Origin of the sequence: Plantibacter sp. CFBP 8804 (genome assembly GCF_014841225.1) — a bacterium.
GTDB lineage: Bacteria > Actinomycetota > Actinomycetes > Actinomycetales > Microbacteriaceae > Plantibacter > Plantibacter auratus.
The window spans coordinates 1-15,853 of record NZ_JACYTU010000006.1 but is presented as its reverse complement, the minus strand read 5'-3'; the positions used below and the strand labels follow the sequence as shown (position 1 = coordinate 15,853).

The 15,853-nt window shown below is 70.6% G+C and carries 13 protein-coding genes; 6 read left to right on the top strand and 7 right to left on the bottom strand.

Features of this window, described 5'->3' with window-relative positions:
- The first annotated feature begins 59 nt into the window (after window positions 1–59).
- The 3 genes from IFU11_RS12240 to IFU11_RS12230 all read left to right on the top strand — a co-directional run bounded on the left by IFU11_RS12240 (window position 60) and on the right by IFU11_RS12230 (window position 3,039).
- Entirely contained in the window at window positions 60–896 is an 837-nt protein-coding gene (locus IFU11_RS12240) for a FadR/GntR family transcriptional regulator (protein ID WP_192019099.1), read from the top strand.
- The gene (locus IFU11_RS12235) at window positions 889–2,229 is read left to right on the top strand and encodes an alpha-hydroxy acid oxidase (protein ID WP_192019098.1); all 1,341 of its coding nucleotides are present in this window, start codon (window positions 889–891) and stop codon (window positions 2,227–2,229) included. The genes IFU11_RS12240 and IFU11_RS12235 overlap by 8 nt, the downstream gene beginning before the upstream one ends.
- 141 nt (window positions 2,230–2,370) lie before the next feature.
- Entirely contained in the window at window positions 2,371–3,039 is a 669-nt protein-coding gene (locus tag IFU11_RS12230; protein ID WP_192019097.1) for an NAD(P)-dependent oxidoreductase, read from the top strand.
- A gap of 31 nt (window positions 3,040–3,070) precedes the next feature.
- On the opposite strand, the gene IFU11_RS12225 is transcribed toward IFU11_RS12230, so the two are convergent.
- From IFU11_RS12225 to ddaH, 3 genes are all read right to left on the bottom strand, one after another.
- Window positions 3,071–3,829 carry a polyprenol monophosphomannose synthase gene (locus IFU11_RS12225; protein WP_137244201.1) on the bottom strand — a complete coding sequence of 253 codons (759 nt, stop codon included), beginning with the start codon at window positions 3,827–3,829 and terminating at the stop codon, window positions 3,071–3,073.
- 114 nt (window positions 3,830–3,943) lie between these two features.
- Window positions 3,944–4,177 carry a hypothetical protein gene (locus IFU11_RS12220; protein ID WP_079706387.1) on the bottom strand — a complete coding sequence of 78 codons (234 nt, stop codon included), beginning with the start codon at window positions 4,175–4,177 and terminating at the stop codon, window positions 3,944–3,946.
- A 174-nt stretch (window positions 4,178–4,351) separates the two neighbouring features.
- Window positions 4,352–5,233 carry a dimethylargininase gene (gene ddaH / locus IFU11_RS12215; protein ID WP_371742777.1) on the bottom strand — a complete coding sequence of 294 codons (882 nt, stop codon included), beginning with the start codon at window positions 5,231–5,233 and terminating at the stop codon, window positions 4,352–4,354.
- Between the two features lie 162 nt (window positions 5,234–5,395).
- Between ddaH and IFU11_RS12210 the strand changes: the two genes are divergently transcribed.
- Window positions 5,396–5,833, top strand: a complete 438-nt coding sequence (locus tag IFU11_RS12210; protein ID WP_079706386.1) for an Lrp/AsnC family transcriptional regulator — start codon at window positions 5,396–5,398, stop codon at window positions 5,831–5,833.
- An 88-nt stretch (window positions 5,834–5,921) separates the two neighbouring features.
- Window positions 5,922–6,272 (top strand): GntR family transcriptional regulator, encoded by a 351-nt coding sequence (locus IFU11_RS12205; RefSeq protein ID WP_192019095.1) that lies wholly within the window; start codon window positions 5,922–5,924, stop codon window positions 6,270–6,272.
- A gap of 10 nt (window positions 6,273–6,282) precedes the next feature.
- Here the strand turns inward: IFU11_RS12205 and IFU11_RS12200 are convergent, their stop codons facing one another.
- Window positions 6,283–10,044: a proline dehydrogenase family protein gene (locus IFU11_RS12200; RefSeq protein WP_192019094.1), complete on the bottom strand. Its 3,762-nt coding sequence runs from the start codon at window positions 10,042–10,044 to the stop codon at window positions 6,283–6,285.
- A gap of 240 nt (window positions 10,045–10,284) precedes the next feature.
- On the opposite strand from IFU11_RS12200, the gene IFU11_RS12195 reads away from it, so the two are divergent.
- Window positions 10,285–12,072 (top strand): phytoene desaturase family protein, encoded by a 1,788-nt coding sequence (locus IFU11_RS12195; RefSeq protein WP_137244221.1) that lies wholly within the window; start codon window positions 10,285–10,287, stop codon window positions 12,070–12,072.
- A gap of 29 nt (window positions 12,073–12,101) precedes the next feature.
- Here IFU11_RS12195 and IFU11_RS12190 read toward each other — a convergent pair whose 3' ends face one another.
- From IFU11_RS12190 to IFU11_RS12180, 3 genes are all read right to left on the bottom strand, one after another.
- Window positions 12,102–13,097, bottom strand: coding sequence for a DNA-3-methyladenine glycosylase family protein (locus IFU11_RS12190; RefSeq protein ID WP_240044105.1), 996 nt, complete (start codon window positions 13,095–13,097; stop codon window positions 12,102–12,104).
- A gap of 88 nt (window positions 13,098–13,185) precedes the next feature.
- The gene (locus IFU11_RS12185; RefSeq protein ID WP_137244222.1) at window positions 13,186–15,135 is read right to left on the bottom strand and encodes a hypothetical protein; all 1,950 of its coding nucleotides are present in this window, start codon (window positions 15,133–15,135) and stop codon (window positions 13,186–13,188) included.
- Between the two features lie 148 nt (window positions 15,136–15,283).
- Window positions 15,284–15,853: acyl-CoA thioesterase (locus IFU11_RS12180; RefSeq protein WP_244631789.1), on the bottom strand; the 570-nt coding region annotated here is incomplete at its 5' end.

The window sequence follows — 15,853 nt, the reverse complement described above, 5'->3', positions numbered from 1 at the left end:
AATCGGTTCAAGAGGTAGGGTTTGTGGTCTGACCACACCGCAGTGTCGAAGGAGGATCGATGAACGCACCAGCGACGGCCGCGCCGGCAGCAGCCCCGGCGACGCAGCCCGCCACCGCAGCGGCGGAGCCCCGGGCCTGGGAGGTCGTGCTCGCCCGCATCGAGTCGGACCTCCTCAGCGGTGTCCTCACCCCCGGCGACCGCCTGCCCGGCGAACGACAGCTCGCGATCGACCTCGGCGTCGGTCGATCCAGTGTCCGCGAGGCCATCCGCGTCCTCGAGGTCTTGGGGCTCATCCGCACCCACACGGGATCCGGCCCCACCGCCGGCGCGATCATCGTCGCCACGCCGTCGGGTGGCATGGCCACCCTCATGCGGCTCCAGGTCGCCGCGCAGGGCTTCGCCGTCCAGGACGTGGTCGACACCCGGCTCGTGATCGAGACCGCGGTCGTCCACAGTCTCGCGTCGCGTGCCGAAGTGGCCGTCCCCGATCTCACGTACCCCGAGTCCCTGCTCGACGCGATGGACCAGCCCACCCTCACGGAGGCCGAGTTCCTCGCCCTCGACGCGCAGTTCCACCTGTCGCTCGCCGAGGCGGAGGGCAACCAGGTCCTCGTCGCCACGATGTCGGGCCTGCGCGACTCCATCGAGCGCTACGTCCTGGCCAGTGTCCCACAACTGGCGTCGTGGTCAGCCACCGCCGACCGCCTGCGCGCCGAGCACCGGGGCATCGTGGAGGCGATCCGCCACGCCGACGCCGAGCTGGCCCGCCAGTCCGTCCGCTCCCACATCACCAACTACTACCAGGCTCGCGAACTGTCGGAAGACGACAGTCCGCACCCCTCGACACCCACCTCAAGCGACAGTTCGCGGAAAGAAGAGACAGACCATGGTTGAACGCCGCATCCCCAAGCCCCACGACCTCCTGCCGCTCATGCAGTTCAAGAAGCCGGAGTTCAACGCCCGGAAGCGCCGCCTGGCGGCCGCGACGACCATCGCCGACCTGCGCACGATCGCGAAGAAGGTCACACCGACGGCGCCCTTCGACTACACCGACGGCGCCGCCGAGGGCGAGATCTCGCTGGCCCGGGCACGCCAGGCGTTCCAGGACATCGAGTTCCACCCGGCCGTCCTGAAGAACGTCGCGAACGTCGACACCGGCTGGGACGTCCTCGGCGAGCGCGTCGCGTTCCCCTTCGGCATCGCCCCGACCGGTTTCACCCGCATGATGCAGACCGAGGGCGAGCGCGCGGGAGCCTCCGCCGCAGCGGCCGCCGGCATCCCCTTCACCCTGTCGACCATGGGCACGACCTCGATCGAGGACGTCAAGGCGGCGGCACCCGGTGGCCGCAACTGGTTCCAGCTCTACATGTGGAGTGAGCGCGAGCGGTCGATGGCGCTCGTCGACCGCGCGGCAGCGGCCGGCTACGACACCCTCGTCGTGACGGTCGACACCCCCGTCGGTGGCGCCCGCCTGCGCGACGTCCGCAACGGCATGACGATCCCGCCGTCGCTCACCCCGAAGACCATCGTCGACGCGCTCCCCCGCCCGGCATGGTGGATCAACTTCCTCACCACGGAGCCGTTGGCCTTCGCGAGCCTCGACCGCTGGTCGGGAACCGTCGCGGCGCTCATCGACACGATGTTCGACCCGACCGTCGGTCCGGACGAGGTCAAGTACATCCGCGAGCAGTGGAAGGGCAAGCTCATCGTCAAGGGTGTCCAGTCGGTCGCCGATGCGAAGCTCGCCGTCGACCTCGGTGCGGACGCCGTCCAGCTCTCCAACCACGGCGGCCGCCAGCTCGACCGCGCGCCGATCCCGTTCCACCTCCTGCCGAGCGTCGTGCGCGAGGTGGGCAAGGACGCCGAGGTGCACCTCGACACCGGCATCATGAACGGCGCCGACATCGTTGCGTCCGTCGCGCTCGGTGCGCGCTTCACCTTCATCGGCCGCGCGTACCTGTACGGACTCATGGCAGGTGGGCGCGAGGGCGTCGACCGTGCGATCCAGATCCTCTCGGGCGAGATCGTGCGCACGATGAAGCTCCTGGGTGTCGCGTCGCTCGAGGAGCTGCAGCCGCACCACGTGACCCAGCTGTCACGGTTCACGACGCTGCAGCCGATGCCGGAGCAGTCGTCGCTGAGCGCCGGCCGGCCGGCAGCCGCGAAGCCCGCGGCACCGGCCGCGCGGAAGGCTCCGGCCCGGAAGCCGTCGGCCGCGAAGGCCTGACCGCTCGACCGCACGCGGTCACCGCCGCACTCCACGGGTTGTCCCCGATGTCCTCCGTCGCCCCTTCGGTAACGATGGAACCGTCCCGACGGTCGCAGCACCTGCGCCGTCGGGCCGGTGTTCGACGATCTGGAGGCGACGGTGGCACAGCTCCTCGTGATCGGTGGGAGCGGCCGCACCGGGCGGCTCATCATCGGCGAGGCACTCCGCCGTGGCCACTCGGTCACCGCGCTCGTCCGCGACCCCGCCGCCGTCGTTCCGGGCGACCGGCTGACGGTGGTCCAGGGGTCTCCCCTGCGGAGTGAGGACGTCGAGGACGCCATGCGTGGCGCGCAGGCCGTGATCATCGCCCTCAGCAACATCGGCTCGTCCGACTGGCCGTGGGCGCGCCAGGTCAGCCCTCCCGACCTCATCTCGAACGCCGTGCGGGTCGTGACGGATGCGATGCGCTCGCGTGGCCTCCGCCGAATCGTCCTCCTCTCCGCGCTCGGTGCCGGCGAGTCGGTCCGGAGCGTCCCCGCCGGCCTGCGGTGGGCGACGCACTTCCTCCGGCTCGGCACCGTCTACGCCGATCACGAGCAGGCGGACGCGTTCCTCCGGCGGTCGGAGCTCGACTGGACCATCGTGCACCCGACCGTGCTCTCGGCCAGCGACGCCCGACGCCCGGTCGTGTCGTCACCGCCGGGAAGCTGGCCGAGCTCGCTCCGCATCCCTCGCTGCGACGTCGCCGCGTTCCTCGTCGACGCGGTCGACGACGAGGACCTCATCGGCTCGGCTCCGGTCATCTCCTCGGGGCCGCGCCGCAGCTGACGGTGCGCCCGCCGACGGGCGCCCCCGCGACTCAGGAGCCGGCGGCCGCCCGTGACGCTGCAGGACGACGTCCGATGATGCGGTCCGTCAGTTCGCAGACGCCCCACCAGGTGACGCGGAGCATGGCTTCCACGACGATGCCGCTCGTCATCTTGGAGGCCCCGAGCGTCCGCTCGGTGAAGGTGATCGGCACCTCGACGATCCGCAGACCGGCGCGGTTCGCGTGCCAGAGCATGTCGACCTGGAAGCCGTAGCCGTGGCTGTGGACCTCGTCGAGCTGCAGCCGACGCAGTGCGTCAGCGCTGAACACGCGGTAGCCGCCGGTCACGTCGCGGGCGGGGAGCCGGAGCGCGAACCTGGCGTAGGCACTGCCGACCCGCGAGATGGCCTCGCGATGCTTGGGCCAGTTGACGACGGTGCCGCCCGGGACCCAGCGCGACCCGAGGACAACGTCCGCGTCCGCGGTGGCCGCGAGGAGTGCCGGCAACTGCTCGGGGGCATGGGATCCGTCGGCGTCCATCTCGACCACGTTGCCGAATCCGCGCCCGAGCGCCCAGGCGAAGCCGGCCTTGTAGGCGGCGCCGAGCCCTTCCTTGCCGGTGCGGTGCAGCACGTGTACCGCGTCGTCCTCGGCGGCGAGCCGGTCGGCGATCGCTCCGGTGCCGTCGGGTGAATTGTCGTCGACCACCAGCACCTCGACGGATGGTGCAGCGACACGGACGCGCGCGACGATCCTTTCCAGGTTCTCGCGTTCGTTGTAGGTGGGAATGATGACCACCGTGGAATCCATGTGCCGTCCTCGTGTCTGCTCAGCCAGCGTAGCGCGCTGAACAGGACCGTATCGGCGGCCTCCGACCGGACGGCCGGACGCTCAGGAAACGGTCGGCGAACGTCCGGCTGGGGGTCAGTTGTTGCTGGCGAAATGCGCCGGGATGAAGATGGCGAGCGCGATCATGAGGATGCCGCCCATGAACCAGACGGCCTGCAGGACGTCCGTGCGGAACGCCTCGCCGAATGCCCACATGCCGCCGGCGAACAGGGCGAAGGCGATCACGACCCAGAACCCCGTCGCATCGCTCAGGGTGCCGGAGCGCCCTGCGTTGGCGCGTTCGTGGTCACGTCGTTCTCCGGCGTCCATGGGTGCCCTTCCTCAGGTTCAAGCGGTCAGTGCAGGTATACGCCGCGCCACTGGCACCCGCAACCCCTCGACACCGAGCTCGGGTCCCTGAGACCGCACCACCCCGGTCCCTGAGACCGCACCGCTCCGGTCCGGTCCCTGAGCGGACACCCGGTCCCTGAGCTTGTCGAAGGGCTACCCGCGCAGCTCGAGCGTGCAGCACTTCACGCCGCCGCCGCCGAGGAGCAGCTCGGACAGGTCGGCGCCGATCGGCGTGTAGCCGCGGTCGCGCAGCTGACGCTCGAACCCGACGGCCCGGGCGGCGATGACGACCTCGCGACCGTTCGAGATCGAGTTGAGGCCGAGGACGGCTGCGTCCTCGGTGCTCACGTGGATCGCGTCGGGGTAGCGCTGCTCGAGGACGCGGTTGCTCGCCTCGTCGAACGCGGTCGGCAGGTAGGCGATGTTCGCGGGCGAGCCGTCGGCAGGGGCCACCGGGTCGAGCACGGCGATCGCGGTGTCGAGGTGGTAGAAACTCGGGTTCACGAGGTTGAGGGTCACGACCTCGCGGTCGAAGATCCGACGCACCTCGTCGTGGCTGCGGGGATCGGTGCGGAAGCCGGTCCCGGCGAGGATGCTGTCGCCGACGAGCATGATGTCGCCCTCGCCCTCGTTCACGAACTCGGGGCGCTCGACGCGGAAGCCGTTCGCCTCGAACCAGTCCATGTAGGCAGGCCCCTCGGGGATGCGCTCCTCGTAGGTGAACTTCGCCCCGTAGGCGATGCCGTCGAGGGTGAAGCCGCCGTTCGCCGCGAACACCATGTCCGGCAGGCCGTCGATCGGGTCGATGAGGTCGATCCGGTGGCCGAGATCGAGGTAGGCCTGGTGCAGCTGTTCCCACTGCGACACCGCGAGCGAGGTGTCGGTCGGGTCGTCCGGGTTCATCCACGGGTTGATCCGGTAGCTGACGGTGAAGCGGTCCGGCCGGCACATGAGGTACCGGCGCCGGTTCGCGACGCGGGTGCCGGTCGCGGCGTCCTGCGTGGTGGGGGTGGGGTGGTTGAGCGTCGACGACACGTCGGCCTCCAAACGAGCGAGGGTCGGCGGACGAGGTCCAGGGGCCCGGGGGCACGCCACGTTCATCATGGCATGCGATTCGCAGCGTTTTCACGGAGTTTGGCGCAGGAATGCTGCGAAGTGGCAGGTTTTCGCGCAATGATTGCGCTTACACTGAGTCTCATGGACAACCTCGACCGCGGCATCATCGACCTGCTCCGACAGAACTCACGCGCCGGCTACGGCGACATCGGCACGGTCGTGGGCTTGTCGGCCTCAGCGGTGAAGCGACGCGTCGACCGCCTCGTCGCCGACGGGGTCATCCAGTCGTTCACGATCCAGGTCGACCCCACGGTCGACGGCATGCAGACAGAAGCCTACGTCGAACTCTTCTGCCGCGGCACCGTGTCCCCCAACGAGCTGCTGCGGATCCTGTCGGGCGTCCCGGAGGTCGTCGACGCCGGCACCGTCACCGGGAGTGCCGACGCCATCGTGCACATGCGTGCCCGCAACATCCCGGCCCTCGAGGACGCCCTGGAGAAGGTGCGGATCGCCCCCAACGTCGACCACACCCGCAGCGCGATCGTCCTCACCCGCCTCATCCACCGCCACATCGACTGACCCCTCCCCTGCTCGCGAACTGTCACCACAGCACAGTGCGGCTCGTCCGAAGTCGCCGTTCGTGACCGTTCGCGGGCAGGATGGGCGGATGGAGTGGACGATTCAGACGGGGGCCAGTGTGTTCGAGCAATTGCGGACGCAGGTGATCGAGGCCGTCCGCGACGGACGACTGGCGACCGGGGCGAAGCTCCCGACGGTGCGCGGGCTGGCCGACGAGCTGGGGATCGCACCGAACACCGTCGCCAAGGCGTACCGGCTGCTCGAGACCGACGGGGTCATCGAGACCCGGGGACGCGCGGGAACGTTCGTGTCAGCGCACGGCGACGCGATCGACCGGCAGGCGCAGCTGGCAGCGGCGGCCTACGCGGACCGCATCCGAGACCTCGGTGTCTCGCCGGAGGACGCCGTTGCGCTCGTGGAGGCCGCGCTCCGCGCCTGAGCCGCCGGGCTCAGATGACGCTCTGGGACCAGGGGTCGGGGTTGCCGAAGCGATGCGCGGTGATCGAGATCGCCTGTTCGCGGAGGAAGGGCAGCAGCTCCACCCGTCCGGCCTGCGTGACCGGTCCCGCCCAGATCGCGATCTCGGGATCGCCGCCGAGCGCCTCTGCGAGTCGCTTCGCGAGCGGCTCAGGCTCGGAGGCCTCCGTTCCGGGTTCCGCTTCCGCGACCGTCTCGGGACGCGGACCGACGATCCGTACCCGGGTCGCGACCGGCGGCTCCTGGCCCAGCTCGCCCGTGTCGATCGACCCGCGGGCCGCCATCCGAATCAGCCACTGGTCGTCGGTCTCCAGCGAGACGGGGATGCTCAGCTCGGACAGCCAGTCGCGGACCTCGCGCGGCAGCCGCCCACCGAGGCTGACGGTGAACCGCGACCGCGACCGCACCGCGGCGATGAGGACCCGCAGCGCATCGCCCAGGTCGGCCCCCGACGCGACGCGTACCGCGACCGGAACCGGCCGATAGCGCAGGAGGTTCCGTTCCACGCCGAGCTGGGAGACGTCCTTCACCTCGCCGAACTCGTTCCCCCACGCGATCGCGTCGCTGAGCGCCGACCGTCGCAGCACGTCGAAGGCCTCGTAGGTGAGCGACGGCTGGGCCGCCTCGATGAGCTTCACGATGCGGGTGTCGAGCCCGCGGAGGTGCAGACTGCGGCTCGCCGATCCCGGATCCGGTCGCCACTCGCCGAGCCCGAACAGGTAGTTGGGGCCGCCGGCCTTCGTGCCGGTCCCGACCGACGAACGCTTCCACCCACCGAAGGGCTGGCGCTGCACGATCGCACCGGTGATGCCCCGGTTGACGTACAGGTTGCCCGCCTCGACGGTGTCGAGCCACTCCCCGAGATCGACCGGGTCGAGGGTGTGCAGGCCCGCGGTCAGCCCGTAGGGGGTCGCGTTCTGCAGGGCTATCGCCTCGGTGAGGTTCGCGGCCTGCATGACACCGAGGACCGGCCCGAAGTACTCGGTCACGTGGAAGGGCGAGCCCGGCTGGACACCGGTGCGGACCCCCGGCGACCAGAGGCGCTCGCTCGGCTGGCCGAAGTTGACCGAGGAGTCGTCGAGCAGCTTCGGCTCGACGAGCCACTTCTCGCCGAGGCGCAGCTCGGTGAGCCCGGCGAGGAGCTTCTCCCCCGCCGGCTCGACGATCGGCCCCATCTGCGTCCGCGCATCGGACGGCCAGCCGACCCGGAGCGAGCGGACGGCGTCCTCGAGCTGTCGCAGGAAGCGGTCGGACCGTGCCACCGAACCGACGAGGATCACGAGCGACGCGGCCGAGCACTTCTGCCCGGCGTGCCCGAAGGCGCTCTTCACGATGTCGGCGACGGCGAGGTCGAGGTCGGCACTGGGCGTGACGATGATCGCGTTCTTCCCGCTCGTCTCCGCCAGCAGCGGCAGGTCGGCACGCCACCCACGGAACAGCTGCGCCGTTTCGAAGGAGCCGGTCAGGATCACCCGGTCGACGGCCGGATGGGACACGAGCCGACGTCCGAGGTCGCCCTCCGCCACGTCGGCGAGCACGAGGAGGTCGCGCGGCACCCCGGCGTCCCACAGCGCCTCGACGACCACGGCTGCGCACCGCTTCGCCTGTGGAGCGGGCTTGATGATCACGCCGCTGCCGGCGGCGAGCGCCGCGAGGACGCCTCCGGCCGGGATGGCGACGGGGAAGTTCCAGGGCGGCGTCACGACCGTGAGCGCGGAGGGGACGAAGCTCGCGCCGTGCACACTCTCGAGCAGGGGCGCGTTGGCCGCGTAGTAGTGCGCGAAGTCGACGGCCTCGCTCACCTCGGGATCGGCCTCGGCGATCGTCTTGCCGGTCTCGCTCGCCATGACCTCGATGAGGTCTGCCCGACGGGAGGCGAGGACCCGAGCTGCAGCGTGCAGGACGGCGGCCCGTTCGGCGGCGGGGCGGGCTCCCCATCGCTCACCGGCGGCGCGGACCATCGTGATCGTGCGTTCGAGGACGCGTGGGTCGTCGATGGCCGCGGCCGCGACCGCTGCGCCACCGAGGGTCGACTGCGGGACGCGCGCCAGGATCGACGCTCCCCACGCCCGGTTCGCCGCGAGCGAGGGGTCGGTGTCGGCGGCGTTCTCGAAGCCCGGGGCGCCGTCGACGACACCACCGCGCTCCGAGCGGGAGAAGACCGCCGTCTCGACGTACGCCGAGGACGGATCGGCGTGGAAGCGGTCCTCGCCACCGCTCGATCCGCGTTCCAGCCCGAGGACCTGCTGTGTGAGTCCCGCGTCGGGCGCCTGTGCGGGATCGCGGAAGCGGTCGTCCCCGTCGTTGTCAGGCAGCGGTGCCTCCGGGCCCTCCGCGGCGCGGTCCTGCGTCCGGTTGGGGGTGGGCACCTGCCCGGCGGTCTCTCCGAGGGCGTCGACCGACGCGAGGAACCGGCGTCGCTCGCGCGCGAACAGGGTCGGCTTCTCGGCGAGCTCGAACACCGCCGACATGAAGTTCTCCTCGCTGGCGTTCTCCTCCAGACGGCGGACGAGGTAGGAGATCGCGACGTCGAACTCCTTCGGGTTCACGACGGGCGTGTACAGCAGCACCGTCCCGACGTCCCGCTTGATGGCTTCGACCTGACCGGTCGCCATCCCCAGCAGCATCTCGAAGTCCACCCGCTCGCGGACACCGCGGTCGCCCGCGAGGAGCCATGCGTAGGCGATGTCGAAGAGGTTGTGCCCGGCGACCCCGACCCGCACGACGTCCGTGTGCGCCGGCGTGAGCGCCCAGTCGAGCACGCGCTTGTAGTTGGTGTCGGTCTCGCGCTTCGATCCGGTCGTCGCGAGCGGCCAGCCGTGGATCGCCGCGTCGACTCGCTCCATCGCGAGGTTCGCGCCTTTCACCAGCCGCACCTTGATGGGCGCGCCACCGGCGGCCACGCGCTGCTTCGACCAGGCGGTGAGCTGCATCATCGCCTCGAGGGCGTCGGGCAGGTAGGCCTGGATGACGATGCCGGCCTGGTACTGCAGCAGCTGCGGCTGGTCGAGGAGTCGGGTGAAGACCGCGATGGTGAGGTCGAGGTCGCGGTACTCCTCCATGTCGAGGTTGATGAAGGTGCCGGTCGCGAGCCCCTCCTCGTAGAGCGGCGTGAGGCGACGGACGATGCGGTCGACGACCTGCTCGAACGACCACATGGAGAGTTGGCTGGCGATCGACGAGACCTTGATGGACACGTAGTCGACGTCGGGGCGTTGCAGGAGCTCGCGGGTGCCGGCGAGCCGTTTCGCGGCCTCGCCCTCGCCGAGGACGGCCTCCCCGAGGAGGTTCAGGTTGAGCCGTGAACCGTCGGCGCGCAGCTTCGCGATCGCGTTGCCGAGCTCACGAGGACGGCTGTCGACGATGAGGTGGCCGACCATGCCCCGAAGGACGCGGCGTGCGGCGGGGACGACGACCCAGGGCAGGACCGGACCGACCAGTCCTCCGGTGCGGACGGCGGCCTGCTCGTACCAGGGCAGGAACCGCGGCGTCCGACCGGCGAGGGCGGCGAGGGCGTTCCCGGCGACGAGTGGATCCTCCGGCCGCATGACGCCGTCGACGAACCCGACGGTGAATTCGAGACCGTTGGGATCGCGCAGCACGCCGGCGAGCCGCTCGGCGGCGGGATCGGTCGGAGCTTCCGCCCCTTCGTCGACCCATTTCGACGCGAGAGCGATCGCACGATCCGCGAGTCCGACCGGTTCGGTGGGACCCTCGTTCGCAACGTTCGCCATGCTGCTCAGCCTATGCTCCGATCCGCCGATCCCAGTTGAGGCTCGCGAGTACACGCCTGGCGGCTGAGCACCCCGGTCGGTCACCGCCCTTCGACAAGCTCAGGGACCGGAGGGCCATGTCGCGGAGACCCCGCCCCGGCCGCCGCCCTTCGACAAGCTCAGGGACCGGTGCGCCACATCGCTGAGACCCCTCCCCGGTCACTGAGCCTGTCGAAGTGCGCCTGCGAATAGGGTGTGGTCATGCATTCCGTCGAGCAGTACGACGCCGTCATCGTCGGCGGCGGGCACAACGGCCTCACCGCCGCCGCCTACCTCGCACGCGCGGGCAAGCGCGTCCTCCTCCTCGAGCGCCTCGACCATACGGGTGGAGCAGCCGTCTCGGAACGTCCGTTCCCCGGCGTCGACGCACGCCTGTCCCGGTACTCGTACCTCGTCAGCCTGCTGCCCCAGCAGATCATCCACGAGCTCGGGCTCGACGTCCAGCTCGTCCGGCGCCGCTTCTCCTCGTACACGCCCGACCCCGCGAGCCCCGGTACGGGTCTCCTGATCGACAACCGTGACGACGACGCCACCGTCGCGTCGTTCGCGTCCATCGGGCATCCGGAGGACGCCGCGGGTGTCGCCGAACTGCACCGTCGGATCGGTCACCTGGCCTCGGTGCTCTGGCCGACGGTGCTCGAGCCGCTCCGCACCCGTTCCGATGCGCGTGACGCGGCGATCGCCGCCGCCGCGGACCTCGGGGTACCGGCTGGGGAGGTCGCGTCGATCTGGTCGGCGGTGTTCGATGAGCCGATCGGCCGCGCCATCGAGGACGCCGCGCGTTCCGACCTCGTCCGCGGTGTCGTCTTCACGGATGCGCTCATCGGCACCTTCGCCCGCGCCGACGACCCGACCTTGCAGCAGAACATCTGCTTCCTCTACCACCTGATCGGCGGCGGGACGGGCGACTGGGACGTCCCGGTCGGCGGCATGGGCGCGGTCACGGACGCGCTGCGCCGCGCGGCCGAGGAGGCCGGTGCCGAGATCCGGACGCTCGCCGAGGTGACCTCCATCCAACCGGAGCACGGACTCGTCGCCTACGTGGACCTCGCCGCGGAGGCGGAGCTCGAGGCGACCGAACCGATGTCGACGCTGGACCGGTTCCGGCCTCGCCCCGGGGTCGTCGTCCGCGGCGAGTGGATCCTGTCGGGTGCGGCTCCGGCTGTGCTGGAGCGCCTCCTCGACCCGGCGGCGGAGCAACGCGCGGTCGCGGCCGCGTACGCCGCGTGGTCGGCAGCGCGGGGGACACCGGTGCAGTGGAGTGATGCCGACGCGATCCTCGGCACGGCGCCAGCGCCGGAGGACGGTGTCCCGCATCCCGAGGGCGCCCAGGTGAAGGTGAACCTGTTGCTGCGGAGGCTCCCCGAGCTCCTCGACCCGGCCGTCGATCCGTCGGCGGCGTTCGGCGGCACCTTCCACATCAACGAGGGCTGGGCCCAGCTGGAGCACGCCTACCTCGAGGCGGAGGCCGGCCGGATCCCCGACCCGCTACCCTGCGAGATCTACTGCCACACGCTGAGCGACCCCAGCATCCTGTCGCCGGAGCTGCAGGCCTCGGGGGCGCACACGCTCACCGTGTTCGGGCTCCATGTGCCGCATCGGCTCGCGGTCGCTGCGGACGCGATCCCCGGCGGCCACGACGCCTTCCGCGACGCACTGCAGGCCGCGGTACTGCGATCGTTGGACTCGGTGATCGCGGAACCCATCGAGGACCTGCTGCTGCTCGACGCCGAGGGGCTGCCCTGCATCGAGACGCGGACGACGCTCGACCTCGAGCGCTCGCTGGCGATGCCGGGCGGGAACATCTTCCACGGCCCGCTGTCGTGGCCGTTCCTGGAGGACGACGCCCCACGGACGACAGCGGCCGAGCGGTGGGGCGTCGCGACGGTGCACCCGCGCGTCCTGCTCTGCGGCGCCGGGGCCCGACGCGGTGGCGCGGTCAGCGGACTCGGAGGGCACAACGCCGCGATGGCCGTCCTGGACGCCTGACCTGCACGCCGCAGAACGCGTCGCCGCGCTCAGTGGTGGCGGTGGTCCTGGATGGTGATCTTCGGGCCACGACGTGGCTTGTGGATGCCACTCCGGCCGATGAGCCGCAGCACCCGCTGCCGGTGACCAGCCCAAGGAGCGAGCAGCTCGAGCATGCCGTCGTCGTCCACGGGTGAGCCGGTGAGCGCCTGACCCACCGAGGCCGCGAGGTGGTAGTCGCCGACACTCACGGCGTCGGGATCGCCGTGAGCTCGGAGCGTCACCTCGGCGGCCGTCCACACGCCGATGCCCGGCAGGCTCTGGAGGCGCCGCGACGCGTCGTCGGGGTGCTCGTCGATCGTCCGCTCGATCGCGGAGGCGAGTCGTGACGACCGCACGACCGTCTCCGAGCGCTGCGGCCCGACACCCGCCGTATGCCACTCCCAGCTCGGGATCATCCGCCAGGTCTCGGCGGACGGCGCGACGACCATGCCCTCCGGTGCTGGACCGGGGGCGGCATCGCCATGTCGGCGCACGAGCAACCGCCACGCACGCCACGCTTCGAGTGCGGTCACCTTCTGCTCGAGGATCGACGGCACGAGCATCTCGAACACGAGCCGGTTGCGGCTCAACCGCAGTCCCGGGTTCCGCCGGGACACCTCGGTGAGGAGCGGGCTCCGGCTCACGTCGAGTTCCGACCAGTCGTCGTCCCGACCGAGCAGCTCCGGCACTCCGGCGATCATCCACTCGGCACCCGGACCCCAGGCGGCCGCCTCGACCTCGCCGTCGCGGACCGTCGAGACGTACAGGGTCGCGCCGCCCTGTGGGGTGCGTGCCGTCAGCCAGACCCCGCCAGGCGTGCGGCGGTAGCAGGGGCCGTCGCCTCCCCGGGCGATGAGGCGCAGGGTGCTGTGGACGTCGAGTGGACCGCTCGGGCGGTACACCGTCCGCATCGGTTCCGCCTCGCGCGACACCGGTCCGGTCGGCTGCAGCGCGGCCTCGACGGACGACAGCGATGGAGCGGCGAACGATGCGGAGGCGGACATGGTGGTCACCCTACGTGGTGACCACCGACATCCGGCGACGCCGACGACGGTCGAGGATCGCGAAGACGCCCCGACCGCCGCCGATCCGCTATCGCACCAGGCGGAAGTCATACCCGGCCTGATCGATGAACGTTCCGTTCACGCGTTGCTCGACGCGTCCGCCCTGGTAGCGGCCGGGGAGGTAGTCCCGACTCCATTCGACGGTCCACGAGCCCGAGGAATCGGCCTTCGTCGTCCCGAGTCGGGTGCCCCAGGCTCCGATGATCTCGATGTCGGCCAGCGGTGTCGCCGTGCCGGTGAACACGGGCCGCGTACCGGTGAGGGTGTCGCCGATCCTCGGCGACGTCACCCTGAGCGGCGCTGCGACCGTGAAGTCGTACGCGCTGCGGTGCGTCTCGACACCGCCGACGATCTGTCGGACGGTGCCACCGGCGTACCGGGCGGGGAGCAGCGACTTGTTCCAGGTGATCGTCCAACGCCCACTCGCAGCCACGGCCTCGGTGGTGCCGACGAGATCGCCCCAGGCGCTCCAGATCTCGAGCCTCGCGCCAGGCTGTGCCGTGCCGCTGAACTCGGGCACGGACGAGGAGATGACACCACCGTTCGCGGGCGATTCCAGGACGAGCGGAGCGACGACGGCGCGGGCTGCCACGGTGAAGTCGTACGGCGCACGGGACTGCTCGACACCGTCGATCTCCTGGCGCACGGAGCCGCCGCTGTACCGACCCGGGGTCAGGCTCTTGTTGATCGGTGCCGCCCAACGATGGTCGTCTCCGACCTCGGCTGCAGCGATCTCCGTACCCCAGGCACCGATCACCCGGATGGTCGCGCCCGGCTCTCCACGACCGCTGAACACCGGGTCTGCGGTCTCGACGGTCTCCCCGATGGCGGGCGAGAGCAGGGTGACGTCCTCGACCGGGCCCGGCTCGGGCGCGGGCTCCCGATAGGTGAACCGGAGCGGTGCCGTGGTGCGCTGTTGCCCGAAGACCTGCGTCGCGGTCGCGGTGTACGCGCGCGGCTCGAGCGTCCGGAGTGACTGCTGACTCCAGGCGCCGGTGTCATCCACCTCGACGTCGACCAGTTTCACACCCGTCGTGTCGTCGAGGACGGTCACCCGCGCGCCCGGTTCTCCGAGACCGGAGAACACCGGACGCGGATCGTCCACCGTGGCGTCGAGTGCGGGCGTTCGGACCGTCACCGCTGTGACGACGCGGTAGGTCAGCGACCAGTTCGCGGTCGAGTCGTCAGAGCGTTGACGAACGGTGCCGGACTGCGCTCCGGGCGCGAGATCACGGGTCGGAACGGCAGACCAGGTGCCCGCTGCGGTGACGGTCGCCGTGGAGAGTGGTCCGCCGGACGAGTCGAGGACCTCGACGACCGCATCGGGCGTGCCTCGCCCGCTGAACACGGGACGTGGCTCCCGGACGACGGAACCGGGCGTCGGCGCTTCGAGGGTGACCGGGATGGCGACGGGGACGGGATCGAGTCCCTCCGGGGTGACCCGGTCGGCATCCACGACCGAGCCGAACCCGCCCACGGCCAGCCTGCCGTCGAACTGACGGAGGAAGCCACCTGCTCCGCCGTTCGAGACGAGGCCGTATCCGCTGACACGGTCGTTCGCGAACTCCTCCCAGCCCCATTGCTGCGCGGTCGAGCCGGTGCAGACCGCCGGGTACACGTACTTGTAGGCCTGCGACGGATCCGGCTGGAGGCACCTCGTGACGCCTCCGACCGTGGTCGTGACCGGACCGGACGCGTCCACCGACGGGAACGTCCAGCGGCCGGATGCGGCGAGCGCCTGGTCGAGCGTGGCGTGCAGCGTCACCCTGGCCGGGTTCAGGACGTCCGTCGAGCCACCGACCGCGAAGAAGGCGTCCGAACCGGAGGGGAACGCCTGGCCGACGAACCTGCCCTCGACCGAGGACACCGCCGGGGTCGTGTCAGGCGCCGGCCCGGCGGCTCGGGCGGCCGGACCGGTGAGCAGACTCGCCGTCATGCCGAGCAGACTCACGATGGCGATGGGGATGGGGAGTTTCATGGGCGATGGGCGACCTTTCGCAAGGGTGCGCCCGAGACGACCCGAGGGAGAGCCGTCCGGACGCACCGGCGGAGCGTTCGCGAACGAACGCGGTCAGCCTACAAGTATTCCAGTTGCTTAATCCAGTATGTCGACCGACTCTTCCGGTTCACCAGTCGCTCGGAGCCGACGCCTTCGTGGGCGGCAGGGCGACATCCCTCGCCCACTGCGCCTGCCACGCAGGGAGGTCGGTTGGAGCCGGGCCGGTGAGCTCGATGAGCTCCGCGAGCGCCACCACGCCGCCCGTGCGCTTGAGGAACCGACCTCGCACGAGGGCTTGTGTGTAGATCTCCCCGCCCACGACCACCCGGTGTTCGATGAACGCGCCCTTGTCGTCATAGCCCGTGACCCGGGTCTCGACGGTGAAGCGCTGCCAGGGCTGCAGCGACTTCCGGAAGGTGATGCTCTCACTCGACACCACCGGGTACCAGCCCAGGTGCTTGAAGCGATCCCAGAGTCCGTTCCGGATCAGGAGGTCGAAGCGGCCGAGATCGAAGATCGAGAGGTACACACCGTTGTTCATGTGGCCGAGGACGTCGAGATCGGTCGGCAGCACGCGCAGCCGGATCCGACCGACGTCCCAGGTGTCGAGGCGCTCGCCGCGGCGGGCTCGACGGCGGGACTGCAGGAACATGGCGATGGTGCGGAAGATGAGGTGCACGGATGCGACCGTATCCCG